Origin of the sequence: Streptomyces xanthochromogenes (assembly GCF_014650455.1) — a bacterium.
In the GTDB taxonomy this organism is placed as follows: domain Bacteria; phylum Actinomycetota; class Actinomycetes; order Streptomycetales; family Streptomycetaceae; genus Streptomyces; species Streptomyces xanthochromogenes.
Window position 1 is genome coordinate 284,798 of record NZ_BMUZ01000005.1, and the last position, 16,521, is coordinate 301,318.

Here is a 16,521-nt window from a genome sequence, read left to right on the forward strand (position 1 = left end):
TCAGCCCCTCGGGTAGCGCAGCAGCCAGCCCGCCGTGTTGACGGCGGGACCGTGCAGCGCGGGCCCCTGCGTCATCTCCATCGCGAAGTCGTCGGCGAGTTCGAGCAGCGTCGCGCGGCCTTCGAGCTGGGCGAGCCAGGCGGGCGGCAGCGCGGTCTCGCCGTGCATCGCGCCCAGCAGGCTGCCGCAGACGGTGCCGGTGGCGTCCGAAGGCCCGTCGTGGTTGACCGAGAGCAGCAGGCCGTGCCGGATGTCCTCGCCTACGAGCGCGCAGTACACGCCGATCGCGAGGGCCTCGGGCGCGCTGTGGCCGGTGCCGAGGGTGGCGACCAGGGCGGGGCTCGGCATGCCCTGGCGTACGGCCCCGAGCGCATGCTGGAGCGACTCGGTGACCCGCTGGTGCCCGGGGCGCACCGCGAGCTGGGCCAGGGTGCGCTGGACGGCGCCGTCCATGGACTCGCCCCGGGCGAGCCCGTGCACGATGACGGCGAGGGCGCCCGCCGCCAGGTAGGCCGCCGGGTCGCCATGGGTCTGGGCCGCGCACTCCACCGCCAGCTGGAGCACCAACTGCGGCTCCCAGCCCACCAGGAGCCCGAACGGCGCGGACCGGGTGAGGGCCGCGGGGTCGTCCGCGTTCGGGTTCTTGGGCTGGTCCAGGGTGCCCATGATGTCGTCGCCGAGCCCCACCAGACAGGCCTTGGCCGGGTCGCGGCGGGCGTAGAGCCACTCCTCGCGGGCCAGCCAGCCGTTGTCCTCGCGGCGCTCGTCGGGCCCCCAGTCGCGCTGGGTCGCGGCCCAGCGCAGATGCGCCCGGTGCACATCGGTGGGCGGGTGCCAGGCACCGGTGTCGCGGCGCACCTGGGCGCGTATGAGGCCGTCGACGGTGAACAGGGTGAGCTGGGTGGCCGCGCTCACCGCGCCGGGCCTGCCGTACACGGGGACGAGGTCGCCGAGCGCGTCCGGGCCGTACCGCTCGCGGATCTCGCCCAGTGCGAGGGCGGCGACGCCCGCGCCCAGCGTGTCCCCGATCGCCCCGCCCAGCAGAGCGCCCCGTACCCGGCTACGGAAGTCCTGCTGTTCGGCGCGACCCCAGACGGGTGCGGTGGCTCCGGCTGCTGCGCTCATGCCGCAGCACGGTACCTGAACGGATGCGCCCGTTTAAGAGGGCAGATTTGACCGGCCCGGTACGAGGGCCGATCACTCGCGGGGTGCCGGCCCGGGCTCGGGCCGGCCGGCCGGATAGCCGGGGTCGCCCTCGTCGGCGGGCAGCGGGCCGCGCGGGATGCCCCGGGCCGCGTCCGCCTCGGCGGCGCGCGCCAGGTCGGCGAGCGCGTCCCGCTCCCGGCCCTCGGCGCGGTGCAGCCGGGCCCGCTGCTCGTACGCCCACCGGTAACCCGGCACCAGCGTCACCGCCCGGTCCAGATCGGCGAGCGCCTCGGTGCGCCGGCCCAGCTCGGCGAGCGCCACCGCCCGGCTGCCGAACGCCCACGCGTACCCGGGGTCGAGCGCGAGGGCCCGCCCGTAGGCGGCGACGGCCTCCTCGTAGCGGGCCGCGAACCGGTAGACGTCACCGCGCTCCCCCAGCACCCACGCCCACGAAGGCGACAGCCGCTCGGCCCGGTCGAGGTCGGCGAGCGCGCCCTCGGTGTCCCCCAGCTGCCCCCGCACATGGGCCCGGCGCACCAGCGCCCAGCCGTAGTCGGGATCGATGAGGAGCGCCCGGTCGAAGTCCTCCAACGCCGCTACCGCACGCCCGAGTTGGGCGTGGGCCTGACCGCGGCTGCCGAGCGTGAGGGCGTCGGAGGGGTCGAGCACGAGGGCCCGGCAGAGCTCGGTGACCGCGTCCTCGTAACGGCCCGCGCGCCGGTGGGTCTCGCCGCGCTCGCGGGGCGCACGGGCGCGGCCGGGCTCCAGTTCTTCGAGCCGGTCGAGGTCCGCGAGGGCCGCCGCCCAGTCGCCGACCGCCCGGTACGCCACGGCCCGGCCGTGGTGGGCGTCGGCGCTGGACGCGTCCAGGGTGAGCGCGCGGCGGTAGTCGGCGAGGGACTCCTCGTACGCCTCGGTCCTGAAGTGACCCCAGGCGCGGGCGATGTGCACGGCGACCCGGTCCGCGTCGGTGAGTTCGGGACGGGCCAGCATCATGCCGAGGACGTCGACGCCGTGCCTGCGCTCGGCGGCGAGCGCGGTGAGGCAGGCGGCGCCCCACTTGCGCAGCGCCTCGCGGTTGCCGTCCTCGCCGGCCTCGGCGATCACGCGGGCCCAGCGGCGCGCGGTGACCGTGCCCTGGCGGCAGGCCTCGATGCCGTCGCGCAGCACGTCCTCGAACGCGCCGGCCGGGTCGGCGCACAGCCGGTGGTAGAGCTCCTCCAGGCGCGGCTCACGCCAGGCCTCGTCCCGCCAGCGTCCGCCGGAAGGGCCTTCGGCCGCGGCCCGCTCGCGCCCGTACCAGGCGGCGAGCCGCTCGTGCCCGGCCCGCCAGCGCTGCGGCGACGAGGTGCGCTGGAGGCGCTGCATCGGGGCGCGGACGACCTCGTGGTACTTGATGCGGCCGCCCTGGTCCCGCACGAACGGCAGGGAGCGCAGCCAGTCGAAGAGCCCGGCCGCGTCCCCGGTCACGGCCGCCCGGAAGACGTCCTCGTCGAGGCGGCGCGGGAGCGCGCCTTCGAGCGCGGCGGAGCGGCGCACCGGGTCGGGCTCCCACTTCAGGAACCGCTCCACCGCCGTGGCGCTGGGGTCACCGATGTCGCCCCGGGTCGCGGGACTGCTGCCGGCCAGGGTGCTCACCAGGACCGGCAGCCGCCCGGAGAGGCGCAGCACGTCACGGACCACCTCCTCCTCCAACACCCCTTTGGTGGCGAGAAGTTGGCGCGCCTCGTCCTCGGTGAAGGGTTCGAGCGGCAGGTCGATGGCGTAGTCCGTGGCGGCCGGCCAGCTCAGCGGGTCGGGCCGGCCCTGGCCGGACAGGGTGAGGACGGTGTTGGCGGGCAGCCCGCCGTACCGGTCGGTGGTGACCAGATCGCGCAGCCAGCCGTCGAGGAAGGCGCCGGTGCGCTCGTAGGTGTCGAAGAAGAGGGCGATCCACGGGACCTGGGCGGCCACCCGGCCGAGCTCCTCGACGAACACGGGGGTGAGCACGCGCAGCGGGTCGAGGACGAGCTGCACGTCCTCCTGGCGGCCGAGGCGCGCACTGAGCGCGGCCCTCAACCGCTCGGCGCCTTCGGCGAGTTGGGTCGCGTCCACGGTGGTCGCGAGCACCCCGACCCCGGGCACGAGCCCGATCCCGGCGAGGCTCGCCTGCGCGGCGACGACCGCCCCCGCGGAGGGCCCCGACCCGGTCCCGCCGCCCGCGCCGGCCGCCTCGGCCTCGTAGCGGCGCTGGCGGTAGGTGGCCAGAATGCGATCGAGCGCCTTGAGCGGCCACCCCTGCCGGGCGAACCGGGCACTGATCGCGCCCATGACCTCGGGGACGCCGTCCACGCTCTCGTCGGTGTAGGCGGTCAGCGCCCCGCGCTCGCCGGCCGCCTGCTCCAGCTCCCGGACGAGGAACGTCTTGCCGACCCCGGCGTTGCCGTGCACCCGGAACACGAACCGGTGCCGCTCGTCGTCGACGGGAATGTCGAAGTTGCGCCGGAACAGGGCGAGTTCGGTCCGTCGCCCCACGAACCCGGCGCGCTTGCGCCGCCGGATGAGCTCCTGCATCGAAGGCCGCACGCCCCCCACCTTTCCCCCCGTTCCCGCCGGCCGAGGCCGGGTCGCTCCCCACCTCGACCATATCGGGCGGCGGCGGACCCCACCTGTCCGAAATCAGCCTGGTCCGCGCCGCCCGACCGCGGTCCTCAGCTGTCCAACACCGGCAGCAGCTCCGGCAGATGACCGTCCGAGGTGTGCGCGGCCGACACCCGCTCCCGCGGGACCTCGCCGTACAGCGTGGTGCGCGGACGGGACGGCCGGCCCGCCGCGTCCGCGATGGCGACCAGGTCCTTGACGGAGCGGTAGGAGCCGTAACTGGAGCCTGCCATACGGGAGATGGTCTCCTCCATCAAGGTTCCGCCCAGGTCGTTGGCGCCCGAGCGCAGCATCTCGGCCGCGCCCTCCTGGCCCAGCTTCACCCAGCTGGTCTGGATGTTGGGGATGTGCGGGTGCAGGAGCAGGCGGGCCATGGCGGTCACCGCCCGGTTGTCGCGGGCGGTGGGGCCCGGGCGGGCGATGCCGGCCAGATACACCGGGGCGTTGGTGTGGATGAACGGCAGTGTCACGAACTCGGTGAATCCGCCGGTCTCCTGCTGGATGCGGGCCAGCGTGCGGAAGTGCCCCAGCCAGTGGCGGGGCTGGTCGACATGGCCGTACATCATCGTGGAGGAGGAGCGCAGGCCCAGCTCGTGGGCGGTCTTGACGACCTCGATCCAGGTGGCGGTCGGCAGTTTTCCCTTGGTGAGGATCCAGCGGACCTCGTCGTCCAGGATTTCGGCCGCCGTGCCCGGGATGGAGTCCAGACCGGACGCCTTCGCCTCGGTCAGCCACTCACGGATCGACATCCCGGTGCGGGTCGCGCCGTTGACGACCTCCATCGGCGAGAACGCGTGGACGTGCATGCCGGGCACGCGCTCCTTGACCGCCTTCGCGATGTCGAAGTAGGCGGTGCCGGGCAGGTCGGGGTGGATGCCGCCCTGCATGCAGACCTCGACCGCGCCGACGTCCCAGGCCTGTTCGGCCCGGTCGGCGACCTGCGAGAGCGAGAGCGTGTACGCGTCCGCGTCCGTGCGGCGCTGCGCGAAGGCGCAGAACCGGCAGCCGGTGTAGCAGACGTTGGTGAAGTTGATGTTCCGCGTGACGATGTACGTCACCTCGTCGCCCACCACCGACTTGCGGACGTCGTCCGCGACCTTGCACAGCGCGTCGAGGGCCGCGCCGTCGGCGTGCAGCAGCGCGAGCGCCTCGTCGTCGCTCAGCTTCGTCGGGTCGTCGGCGGCGACCGAAAGGGCCTGGCGCACGTCCGCGTCGATGCGCGAGGGCACCATGCCCGGGGCGGCCGCCTCGCGCAGCGCCGCCCAGTCGCCGTACACGGAGTCGAAGTCCTCGCGGCGGTCGCCGGTGCGGCCCTCGGTGTCGATGGTGCGGTGCAGATCGGTGCGGCCACTGGCGGCGAAGCCCTCGTCGGGCTCCTGCCAGGGCAGCCCGCGAACCTCTGCCTCCTCGTTCGCGAGGCCGGTCTCCGGGTCGGCGAGCGCGCGCAGGTGCGGCAGCAGCCGGGGGTCGAGCCACGGCTCGCCGCGCTGGACGAACTCCGGGTAGATGCACAGGCGTTCGCGCAGCGAGAACCCGGCCGCGCCGGACTTCTCGGCGAGCTCGTCGATGCGCGGCCAGGGCCGCTCGGGGTTGACGTGATCGATGGTGACCGGCGAGACCCCGCCCCAGTCGTCGATGCCCGCCCCGATCAGCCGGCCGTACTCGCCCGCGACCAGGTTCGGCGGCGCCTGGAGGCAGGCCGACGGGCCCATGATGTGCCGGGCGACGGCGACCGTGGCGACCAGGTCGTCGAGTTCGGCGTCGGGCATGCCGCGCATCGCCGTGTCCGGCTTGGCGCGGAAGTTCTGGATGATCAGTTCCTGGATGCCGTGGTACGAGCGCGCGATGCGGCGCAGCGCGAACAGCGAGTCGGCGCGCTCCTCGTACGTCTCGCCGATGCCGATGAGCAGCCCGCTGGTGAACGGCACCGACGAGCGGCCCGCGTCCTCCAACACCCGCAGCCGCACGGCCGGTTCCTTGTCCGGGGAGCCGTGGTGCGGGCCGCCGGGCTCGGACCACAGCCGGGTCGCGGTCGTCTCCAGCATCATGCCCATGGAGGGCGCGACGGGCTTGAGCCGCTGGAAGTCGGTCCACGAGAGCACCCCGGGGTTGAGGTGCGGAAGCAGGCCCGTCTCCTCCAGGATGCGGATCGCCATGGCCCGTACGTAGGCGATCGTGTCGTCGTATCCGTGCGCGTCGAGCCACTCGCGCGCCTCGGGCCAGCGGTCCTCGGGCTTGTCGCCGAGGGTGATCAGGGCTTCCTTGCAACCGAGTTCGGCGCCCTTGCGCGCGATGTCGAGCACCTCGTCGGGGGACATGAACATGCCGTGGCCGGCCCGGCGCAGCTTGCCGGGCACGGTGACGAAGGTGCAGTAGTGGCACTTGTCCCGGCACAGCCGGGTGAGCGGGATGAAGACGCTCTTGGAGTACGTGATGACGCCCGCCCGGCCGGCCGCTTCGAGTCCGGCGTCACGGACGCGGGCGGCGGAGGCGGTGAGGTCGTCGAGGTCGTCGCCGCGGGCCTGGAGCAGCACGGCCGCCTCGGCGACGTCGAGCGCCACCCCGTCCCTGGCGCGTTTCAGCGCGCGCCGCATCGAGTTGGCGGTCGGTGCGGCGGGGGGCCCGGGGGCCACGTCCGGTCCTTCTGCCTGCGGGGGCTGCGCACTGGAAGTCATCCTCCGAGGATACGAGCGCGCCCTCGCGGCGGGGCGCCCGGCGTCACGTCCGACCCTCCGGCACCAGGCAGGGGGCGTTTCCGGCCGATCCCCGCGAAAAGCCCTCAATACGCTGCGCGTTCGCCTGGATACTGGGAGTCGCTCCGGGCCCGAGCGGCGACACCCGTGCAACGACACCCGTGCAAGTCGACGAACTGGAGTGGGACCGACGTGACTTCAAAGGGAACGCAACCGGACGCCGTCATCAGCCTCTACCCGGAACTGGACGAAGGGGCGCTCGCGCAGATCGTCCGGGCGCTGCGCACCGGCGACACCTCGAAGCTCTCCCCCGCGCGGGCGGCGGAGGTCGCCGAGGCACGCGAGGTGGCGACGTTCCAGGACGGGGTGAGGGTGCCGGTCGGCGAAGGCGTGGAGCTGGACGCCGCGTTATGGCTGCACAACGGCGAAGGGCCGCACCCGCTGATCGTGATGCCCTCGCCGTGGGCCAAGCAGGGCTGGACCGTGTACGCGGTGCAGGCGATGCGCTTCGCCCGGCGCGGCTATCACGTACTGGCCTACACCGCGCGGGGCTTCGGCGAGTCCGGCGGCGAGGTCGAGGTGGCCGGCGAGGCCGACATCACCGACGGCATCAAGGCCCTCGACCACCTCATCGAGCAGACCTCGGGCGCGATCGGCCGCGTCGGCTTCCTCGGCGACTCCTACGGCTCCGGCATCAGCCAGCTGGTCGCCGCCGAGGACCCGCGGGTGCGGGCCGTGGTCGCGCTCAGCACCTGGGGCGATCTGGGCGAGGCGTTCTACGAGAACGGCACCCGGCACGTGGCCGCCGTGCGCACCCTGCTCGGCGCGGCCGCCACGGCCCGGCTCAGCGAGCGCACCCAGCAGGCGTTCGACGACGTCCTGGCCAACGAGAACGTCGAGGAGACGCTGCGGTGGGCGGCCGACCGCTCGCCGTTCCACCGCGTCGAGAAGCTGAATGAGCGTCAGGTCCCGGTGCTCTTCTCGCAGGCCTGGCACGAGACGCTGTTCCCGGGCAACCAGACCCTGAAGACGTTCAACGCGCTCAGCGGCCCCAAGCGGCTGCTGTGGTCGATCGGCGACCACTCGGGCCCCGAGATGACCGGCATCCTCGGCCTGCCCAACCGGATCTGGCAGGAGGCGCACCGCTGGTTCGACCAGCACCTCCTGGAGGCGGACGACGACGAGAGCGCGGCCGCCGCCTTCGACGAGACGTCCGGCGCCGAGGACCAGGTGGTCAGCGAGATCATGTGGGGCCGGGCCCTGGAGTCCCGGCCGACCTGGGACGCGGCCACCGGCACCCCCGAGCGCTTCTATCTGACCGGCCCCGCCGAGGGCGGCAAGGACGGCGGGCTCCTGGACAAGCCCACCAACGGCTGGCACACCACGTTCAGCACCGGCACCGACACCCCGGCCACGGTCGCCGACCAGATCCTGGTCACCGGCTACGCCGAGCTGGCCGGCCTGCCCAAGGCGTACCGCACCGGGAAGATCGACCGGAACGCGGCCGGGGTCTGGACGACCGCCCCGCTGCCCTCGCGCCAGCTGCTGCGGGGCGTACCGCGGCTGCGGCTCACGGTGGCGCCGAGCGCGGCGGACTCGACGTTCGTGGCGTACCTCTTCGACGTCAACGCGCTCGGGATCGCCCGCATCGTCACGCACGCCCCGTACACGCTCCTCGGGGCCGCCCCCGATGAGCCGGCCACCGTCGACATCGCGCTCCAGGTCACGGGGTACGACGTGAAGGCCGGGCACCGCCTGATGCTGGTCCTGGACTCGGTGGACCCGTTCTACGGCCCCGCCGCCGAGACCCCCGGCACGATCACGGTCACCTCGCCCGACGAGGACCCGTCGTACCTGGAGATCCCGCTGGGCTGAGCGCGGACCGGGGGCGGTCCCGCGCTCCGGGGCCGCCCCCGCCCCGCTCCCCGCCACGGACGCCGGGCCCTCTACAGGTACCGGGCGTACTCGTCGAGCACCTTCAGCACCGAGGCCTCGTCGGCGGACGGCAGTTGGAGCACGACCTCGTCGATGCCGAGGTCCGCGTAGTGCGCCAGCTTGCCGGCCTCCGGCAGGACCGCGTACGGGACGACCTGGAGGTCGGCCTCCGCGCGCCCGGCGTCCGCCCACACCTGTCGCAGCACGGGCAGCGACTCGCTCAGACCGCGCCCGCCGATGGGCAGCCAGCCGTCCGCGTACTCGGCGATGCCCGCGAACAGCTTCGGCCCCGCGGCCCCGCCGACCAGGGTGCGCGGCGCGCCGCCGCGGTGCGGCTTGGGGTAGGCGTACGAGGCCCTGACCGACCCGAACTCGCCTTCGTACGCGGTCGGTTCATCGGCCCACAGGGCGCGCATGAGCGCCATCCGGTCCCGGACGAGGTCGCGCCGGGTCGTCCACTCGACGCCGTGGTCGGCGGCCTCCTCCTTGTTCCAGCCGTAGCCGAGCCCGAGCGTGAAGCGCCCGCCGGACAGCTGGTCCAGGGTGGCGATCTGCTTGGCGAGGTCGATCGGGTCGTGCTGGGCGACCAGGGTGATCCCGGTGCCGAGACGCAGATCTTCGGTGACGGCCGAGGCCTGGCCGAGCGCGACGAACGGATCGAGGGTGCGCCCGTACTCCGCCGGCAGCTCCCCGCCCGCCGGGTAGGGGGTGGCCCGCTCGACCGGGATGTGGGTGTGCTCGGGCAGGTAGAGCCCTGCGAAGCCGCGCTGCTCCAGCTCGCGGGCGAGGCGGACGGGGGTGACGGTCTGGTCGGTCAGGAAGACGGTGACGGCGATGCGCATCGGCATACCTTCCGGTCGGTCTGCGGTGGGGATCACTTCCTATCCCCACCGCCGCGAGGCCGCAAGGGATGCCCCCGGCCGTGTCCGCGCGGCGCGTGAATCGGACACGGTCCCTCAACTCCAGGACTCCCGCTGTTCACGCGCGGGTACGACAGTGGGCAGGCACCCGGCAGGGGCGTACACCCCCCTCCCCCCTCTCGACCCGTTGGGAGCTCAGCTCATGACCGAGAACGGATCCGGATCCATCGGCAGACGCGGCCTCATCGTGACGGGCGCGGCCACCGCCCTCACCCTGGGAACCGTGAGCTTCGCGAGCGCGGCGCCGAGCGGTGGGGCCGCGGGCGGCCGCCCCGACGAGACCCGGGTGGTGCGCGGCACCCTCCCGGCCGGCTCGCCCGACTTCGTGTACCTCCCGGTCGAAGTTCCGCACGGAGTAAGGGAGTTGGCGGTCTCGTACGCGTACGAGAAGACCCCGGTACCGGCGGGCACCCAGGGCAACGCGCTCGACATCGGCATCTTCGACGAGCGGGGCACGGCCCTCGGCGGGGCCGGGTTCCGGGGCTGGTCGGGCGGAGCGCGCAGCGCGTTCTTCATCCGCGCCGACGACGCGACCCCGGGGTATCTGCGCGGCCCGGTGCGCGCCGGGACCTGGCACATCGCGCTCGGCCCCTACACGGTGGCCCCGCAGGGCCTGCCGTACACGGTGACGGTCACCCTGAAGTACGGCGAGCCCGGCACGACCCCGGCGCCGGTCTACCCGCCGGTCCGGGCCAAGGGCCGGGGCCGGGCCTGGTACCGGGGCGACTGCCATCTGCACTCGGTGCACTCGGACGGCGGGCGCACCCCGGCCGAGATCGCGGCGCTCGCGCGCGCGGCGGGCCTGGACTTCATCAACACCTCGGAGCACAACACGACGTCGGGCCACCGGGCCTGGCAGGGCCTGTGGGGCGACGACCTGCTGATCATGACGGGTGAGGAGATCACCACCCGCAACGGCCACGTGGTCGCCCTCGGCACCGAGCCCGGCCACTTCGTCGACTGGCGCTACCGGGCCCGGGACAACCGTTTCGGCCACTTCGCGCGCGAGGCCCGCGCGGCGGGCGGCCTGGTGGTCCCGGCCCACCCGCACGCCACCTGCGTCGGCTGCGGCTGGAAGTTCGGCTTCGGCGACGCGGACGCGGTGGAGGTGTGGAACGGCCCCTACACCCCCGACGACGAGGTCACCCTCCAGGAGTGGGACAACTCCCTTGCCGTGGCGGCCCGTTCGGGCAAGCCGTGGCTCCCGGCGATGGGCAACAGCGACGCCCACCGCGACCCCGACCGGGTCGGCGGCCCGCAGACGGTGGTGCTGGCCGAGGAGCTCTCCCGCGCGGCGATCCAGGCCGGTCTGAAGGCGGGCCGCTCCTACGTGGCCGAGTCCGCGGCGGTGTCGCTCTCGTTCTCGGTCTCCGGCGGCCACGGCCAGCACGCGGGCATCGGCGAACGCCTGCGGGCCCGCGCCGACGAGCCGGTGACGGCCCGCCTGGAGGTGACCGGCGCCCCCGGCTGCTCGGTGTCCTTCGTCACGGACCAGGGCACTCTGTACACCGCCCAGCTCCCCGCATCGGGCACGGGCACGGCCCAGTGGGAGACCACCCCCTCGTACGCCACCTACATCCGCGCCGAGGTCCGTCACGCCCCCGTGACACCGGGCCTGCCGGGCCCCCTGACGGCGTTCACGAACCCGGTGTTCCTGGTCGCGTCGTAGCCGTGCGGGGCGCGGGCGGTGCGCCCGCCCCCGCCCCGCATGGCCGTGTTCGTACCCGGGGGTCCCATTTGCAACCGAACGGCCCGCCCGGCACGGTAGGGGCATGATCTTCATCGCCGTCAGGTTCACCGTCCGCCCCGAGCACGCCGACAACTGGCTGACCATCGTCGACGACTTCACCCGTGCCACCCGCGCGGAGCCGGGCAACCTGTTCTACGACTGGTCGCGGAGCGTGGACGACCCCCACCAGTACACCCTGCTCGAAGCCTTCGCCGACGACGCCGCGGGAGCGGCGCACGTCGACTCCGACCACTTCCGGGCCGGGATGGAGTCGATGGCCGGTGCCATCGCCGCCACCCCGGACATCATCAACGTCCAGGTGCCCGGGCAGGGCTGGAACAAGATGGCCGAGCTCCAGCCCAAGTAGCCTCCGGGGAGCGGCTAGCCGGGCCAGACGATCGACTGCAGTTCGCTGTACGCGTGCAGCGCGTACGAGCCGACGTCGCGGCCCACCCCGCTCTTCTTGAAGCCGCCGAACGGCGCCTCCATGTTGCGGCCGATGGTGTTGACGCCGACCCCGCCCGCGCGCAGCCGGCGCGCGACGCGGAAGCCGCGGGCCACGTCCCCGGACCACACGTAGTCGAGCAGTCCGTAGTCACTGTCGTTGGCCAGCGCGACGCCCTCCTCCTCGTCGTCGAAGGGGATCACCACGACGACCGGGCCGAAGATCTCCTCGCGGGCCACCCGCATGTCGTTGGTGCAGTCCGCGAGGAGGGTGGGGGCCACATAGAAACCCCGGTCCAGTGGCGGGCGCTCTCCGCCCGCCACGACCGTCGCCCCCTCCTTGCGGCCCAGCTCCACATAGGACTCCACGCGGTCGCGGTGCGCGGCCGAGATCACCGGGCCGACCACCGTGTCCCGCGCGGTCGGCTCGCCGACCTTCAGGTACCCCGCATACCCCGCCAGCTTCTCCACCAGCCGGTCGTGCACACCCCGCTGCACCAGGACCCGGGTCGGGGCGGTGCAGATCTGGCCGCTGTAGAAGGAGAAGGTGGTGCCGATGCCCATGACCGCCGAGTCGAGGTCGGCGTCGTCGAAGACGAGGGCCGCGCCCTTGCCGCCCAGCTCCATCAGCTGCCGTTTCATATGGCGCCCGCACACCTCGGCGATGCGCTGCCCCACGGCCGTGGAACCGGTGAAGGACACCATGTCGACGTCCGGCGAGTCGACCGCGGCCTCCCCCACCGCGGGCGAGGCTCCGGTGACCACGTTCACCACCCCGCGCGGCACCCCCGCCTCCGCCAGCGCCTCGGCCATCTTGAACACCGACAGCGGGTCCTGCGGGGCGGGCTTCACCACGACCGTGTTCCCCATGGCGAGCGCGGGCGCCACCTTGCCCGCCGGGTTGGCCCACGGGTTGTTGTACGAGGTGACACAGGTGACCACCCCCACCGGCTGACGCACGGCGAGCGCACCGAACACCCCGGCCCTGCCCATCGGCCCGGCCTCGTTGATCTGCGGCGCGAGCGGCTGCTCCACCGGCTCGAACGCGCCCTTGGCATAGCGCCGGAACCGCGAAACGCCCACCGCGACCTGCATGCCGCGGGCGGTGGCGGTGGTGGCGCCGGTCTCCGCGCGGGCGAGTTCGGCGTTGGCGACGAAGTCGCGCTGCATGAGGTCGGCGGCACGGTCCAGGATCGCGGCCCGCTCCTCGGGGCGCGTACGCGACCACGGGCCGAAGGCCTCCCGCGCGGCGGCGGCCGCTTGGTGGACCTGTTCCCGGCCCGCCTCGGGCGCGAGCCCGACGACCTCCTCGGTGGCCGGGTCGACGACGGGGTAGTGCCCCCCGTCGGGCGCCACCCACTCCCCACCGATGAACAACTTGCCCTCGGCCGACGTCACTTGGTGCTCACCGTCCTGGTGTCACGGCCCGAACGCAGCACCGTGCCCGGCACGGCCCCCGTCACCCGGTCGTCGCGGAGGGTCTCGACGCCGTTGACCCGGACCGAGACGACGCCGATGGCCTTGGAGTCGAGCCGGGGGCTGTCGCCCGGCAGGTCGTGCACGAGGGTGGCGGGCCCGGCCTCGATGCGCTCGGGGTCGAACAGGACGAGGTCGGCGTGGAAGCCCTCCTCGACCCGGCCGCGCTCGCGGAGCCCGAAGAGCCGGGCGGGATCGTCGGTGAGCATCTGCACGGCCCGCTCGACGGGCACGAGCTTGCGGCCCCGCAGACAGTCCCCGAGGAACCGCGTGGTGTACGGGGCGCCGCACATCCGGTCCAGGTGCGCCCCCGCGTCGGAGCCGCCGAGCAGCACGTCCTCGTGCTCCCAGGTCTCGCGTCGCAGCGCCCAGGTGGCGGGGTCGTTGTCGGTGGGCATGGGCCAAAGAACCGTCCGCAGGCGGTCGTTGGCGCAGATCTCCACGAGGCAGCGGAAGGGGTCGATCCCGCGCTCGGCGGCGATGTCCTGGACCACCCGACCGGAGAGCCCCTCGTTCTCGGCACTGTAGGTGTCGCCGATGACGTACCGCCCGAAGTCGGCGAGGCGGCGGAAGATCCCGGCCTCCTTGCTGTCGGCGCGGCGCAGCATCTCCGCCCGTACGTCCGCGTCGCGCAGCCTGTCGATGCGCTCGGGGACGGGCAGGGCGAGGATCTCTCCCCAGCCGGGGATCAGGTTGAGGGCGCAGAAGGTGCCGAGCGACATGTTCATCGGCGTGAGGATCGGCATCGTCAGGGCGACGATGCGGCCACCGGCCTTGCGGGCGCGCTCGCTCGGGATCAGCTGGCGCGGTACGCGTTCGGGTACGGCGGCGTCGATGGTGAGGACGTTCCAGTTGAGCGGGCGCCCGGCGGCGGCGCTCATCTCGACCAGCAGGTCGATCTCCTCGTCCGCGAACTGGTCGAGGCACCCGGCGACGATGGCTTCGAGCTGGGTCCCCTCGTGCTCCCCGACCGCCCTGCTGAGAGCCAGCAGTTCCTCCGGTGTGGCGTGCCGCGAGGCGACGGGCTTCCCGTCGCCGTCGGAGTGGGTGGAGGACTGGGTGGTGGACAGCCCCCAGGCCCCGGCGTCCATGGCGTCGTGGAGCAGCGCGAGCATGGCGTCCAGCTGCTCGGGGGTGGGCTGCCCGCCGACGGCGTCCGGACCCATGACGTGCCGGCGCAGGGCGCAGTGGCCGACCATGAAACCGGCGTTGACGGCGATCCGCCCGTCGAGCGAACGGAGGTACTCGTCGAAGCTGGCCCACCCCCAACTCACGCCCTCCTCAAGGGCCTTGAGGGCCATTCCCTCCACCTTGGACATCATGCGGCGGGTGTAGTCGGCGTCTTCGGGGCGCTCGGGGTTGAGCGGGGCGAGGGTGAATCCGCAGTTGCCCCCGGCGACGGTGGTGACGCCGTGGTTCATGGACGGGGTGGCGTACGGGTCCCAGAAGAGCTGGGCGTCGTAGTGGGTGTGCGGGTCGACGAACCCGGGGGCGAGCACGAGGCCGGTGGCGTCCTCGCTGCTCGTGGCCTCCTCGGTGACGGTGCCGGGCGCCGCGATGACGGCGATCCGGCCGCCCCGTATCCCCACGTCGGCGCGGCGGGCCGGGGCGCCGGTCCCGTCCACGAGGGTGGCGCCCTTGATCAGGTGGTCGAGCATGGGTTCCCTTTCTCGGTGGGTCCTGCCCCGGGGGTACGGGGTCCGCCCCCGGCCGGAGGCCGCCGCGAATGGCCTCCGGCCCGGGGCGGCTACGGGGCGGCGGTCCGGGAAGACACCGCCCCGCGCCTATCCCCTCCGGGGGGTGGGGTGCTGGGTACGCTTTTCGACCGCGAGCCGGCGGGCCCCTTCGCGCAGTTCCCCGCGCCCCTGAGCCTCTCCCCACCCCGCGGCTGCGGGCCGCGCGCAGCTGGTCACCAGCTGGCCGCGCCCCCTAAATCCGCCTTCATCCGCAGGCCGTGCCCGCTTCTCGCGCCGTTCCCCGCGCCCCTAAAAGCCTCGGTGCGGGGGCACCTACAGCCCGTCATGGGGGTCCCCCCTGGCCCTTGAGGCCTTGGGGGAGTTTGAGGACGAGCGCCGTTCAGGCGCGAACGGGGTCCGGGGCGGAGCCCCGAACGGGGGTGCAGGGGGCGGATCCCCCGCCCGGGGTTCGAGGGGCGGAGCCCCTCAGCGGGTCTGGGGCGCAGCCCCAGGGCTCAGCCGATACAACCCGCCGCACGGGATGGGGGTCCCCCCTGCTCATTAAGAGCTTGGGGGAGGGTGGGCAAACCCCCCGAAGGGCCGGGCCGCAGCCCGTTAAGAGGCTGCGCGGAAGCGGGACGTACGGTGCACCGGATCCGTATCGATCCGCGGAATCACATGCTCCCCGATCAACCGGATCGTCTGCATCGTGTCCTCGAACGGCACCCCGATCGGCAACCCGAACGAGAGCTGATCGGCCCCCGCCTGCTCCCACCGCTTGCACTGCGCGGTCACCTCGTCCGGATCGCCGCAGATCATCAGCTCCTCCGCGATGAGCAGCTCGATGATCTCCGCGTTGTACTCCGGCAGCAGCTCCGGCCACTCCGGAATCCCCTCCGGCCGGGGGAACGTGTCGTGGTAGCGGAACACCAGCGACTGGAGCCGGTTGAGGCCGCCCTCGACGGCGATCCGCACCGCCTCGTCGTGCGTCGGCGCACAGATCGCCGTGGACGTCACCATCACGTTGTCGTTGACGAAGTCACCGATCGGCTCCGCCTCCTGGATCGCCGTCTTGTACTGCTCCAGGACCCACTCCATGTCGGAGACCTTCTGCACGGAGAACCCGAGCACCCCCAGCCCCTTGCGCGCCGCCATGGCGTACGAGGGAGGCGACCCGGCCGCGTACCACATGGCCGGATGCGACTTCCCGTACGGCTTGGGGAAGATCTTGCGCGGCGGGAGCGACCAGTGCTTGCCCTGGAACCCCGGGTACTCCTCCTGGAGCCACATCTTGGGGAACTCGGCGATGGTCTCTTCCCAGATCTCCTTGGTGTAGTTCATGTCGGTGACACCGGGTATGAACCCGAGGATCTCGTGGGAGCCCGCTCCCCGGCCGCTGCCGAACTCGAAGCGCCCCTCCGAGAGGTGGTCCAGCATGGCCACCTTCTCGGCGACCTTGACCGGGTGGTTGACCTGGGCGAGCGGATTGAAGATGCCCGAGCCGAGGTGGATGCGTTCGGTGGCGTGGGCGAGGTAGCCGAGGAAGACCTCGTTGGCCGAGAGGTGCGAGTACTCCTCCAGGAAGTGGTGCTCGGAGGCCCAGGCGTACTTGAAGCCGGACTTGTCGGCCTGGATGACGTACTTCGTCTCCTCCATCAGCGCCTTGTGCTCCGCCATGGGGTCGACCGCGGACCGTGCTGCCGGCACGTATCCCTGCACAAAGAGTCCGAATTCCAAGGGACTTCTCCTTCATGGGAATCACTTGTTTCTGACGCATCGTCAGATTGTGACGAGCTCGACTGTTCCACCGGCCGCGAGGGCCGTCAATACCTGACGCATTGTCAGACAGCGCCCCGGGGGGC

10 protein-coding genes are annotated in these 16,521 nt (G+C 73.0%); 3 read left to right on the forward strand and 7 right to left on the reverse strand.

Translation table 11 applies throughout. The features are described 5' to 3' along the window. From IE267_RS15440 to IE267_RS15450, 3 genes are all read right to left on the reverse strand, one after another. A complete protein-coding gene (locus tag IE267_RS15440; RefSeq protein WP_161249859.1) occupies positions 1–1,125 on the reverse strand; it encodes an ADP-ribosylglycohydrolase family protein in 1,125 nt (374 codons plus the stop codon). Positions 1,126–1,197: 72 nt separating this feature from the next. Then, the gene (locus tag IE267_RS15445) at positions 1,198–3,711 is read right to left on the reverse strand and encodes a tetratricopeptide repeat protein (RefSeq protein ID WP_308428808.1); all 2,514 of its coding nucleotides are present in this window, start codon (positions 3,709–3,711) and stop codon (positions 1,198–1,200) included. Positions 3,712–3,836: 125 nt separating this feature from the next. Then, positions 3,837–6,461 (reverse strand): bifunctional FO biosynthesis protein CofGH, encoded by a 2,625-nt coding sequence (locus tag IE267_RS15450; protein WP_268251551.1) that lies wholly within the window; start codon positions 6,459–6,461, stop codon positions 3,837–3,839. A 210-nt stretch (positions 6,462–6,671) separates the two neighbouring features. Here IE267_RS15450 and IE267_RS15455 point away from each other — a divergent pair, with 210 nt between their 5' ends. Continuing rightward, a complete protein-coding gene (locus IE267_RS15455) occupies positions 6,672–8,354 on the forward strand; it encodes a CocE/NonD family hydrolase (RefSeq protein ID WP_167159193.1) in 1,683 nt (560 codons plus the stop codon). 71 nt (positions 8,355–8,425) lie between these two features. Here IE267_RS15455 and IE267_RS15460 read toward each other — a convergent pair whose 3' ends face one another. Further along, positions 8,426–9,256 (reverse strand): LLM class F420-dependent oxidoreductase, encoded by an 831-nt coding sequence (locus IE267_RS15460; RefSeq protein ID WP_167159191.1) that lies wholly within the window; start codon positions 9,254–9,256, stop codon positions 8,426–8,428. A 220-nt stretch (positions 9,257–9,476) separates the two neighbouring features. Here IE267_RS15460 and IE267_RS15465 point away from each other — a divergent pair, with 220 nt between their 5' ends. Together IE267_RS15465 and IE267_RS15470 are read left to right on the forward strand one after the other, a co-directional pair. Next, on the forward strand, positions 9,477–11,003 hold the full coding sequence (locus IE267_RS15465; protein ID WP_189763608.1) for a CehA/McbA family metallohydrolase: 1,527 nt from the start codon (positions 9,477–9,479) through the stop codon (positions 11,001–11,003). 103 nt (positions 11,004–11,106) lie between these two features. Continuing rightward, positions 11,107–11,430, forward strand: coding sequence for a putative quinol monooxygenase (locus IE267_RS15470; RefSeq protein ID WP_161258372.1), 324 nt, complete (start codon positions 11,107–11,109; stop codon positions 11,428–11,430). Positions 11,431–11,444: 14 nt separating this feature from the next. Here IE267_RS15470 and IE267_RS15475 read toward each other — a convergent pair whose 3' ends face one another. The 3 genes from IE267_RS15475 to IE267_RS15485 all read right to left on the reverse strand — a co-directional run bounded on the left by IE267_RS15475 (position 11,445) and on the right by IE267_RS15485 (position 16,396). Then, positions 11,445–12,905 (reverse strand): aldehyde dehydrogenase family protein, encoded by a 1,461-nt coding sequence (locus IE267_RS15475; RefSeq protein ID WP_189763609.1) that lies wholly within the window; start codon positions 12,903–12,905, stop codon positions 11,445–11,447. After that, a complete protein-coding gene (locus IE267_RS15480; RefSeq protein WP_189763610.1) occupies positions 12,902–14,641 on the reverse strand; it encodes an N-acyl-D-amino-acid deacylase family protein in 1,740 nt (579 codons plus the stop codon). The genes IE267_RS15475 and IE267_RS15480 overlap by 4 nt, the downstream gene beginning before the upstream one ends. A gap of 633 nt (positions 14,642–15,274) precedes the next feature. Further along, positions 15,275–16,396: an LLM class flavin-dependent oxidoreductase gene (locus IE267_RS15485; RefSeq protein ID WP_161246037.1), complete on the reverse strand. Its 1,122-nt coding sequence runs from the start codon at positions 16,394–16,396 to the stop codon at positions 15,275–15,277. Between the last annotated feature and the right edge of the window lie 125 nt (positions 16,397–16,521).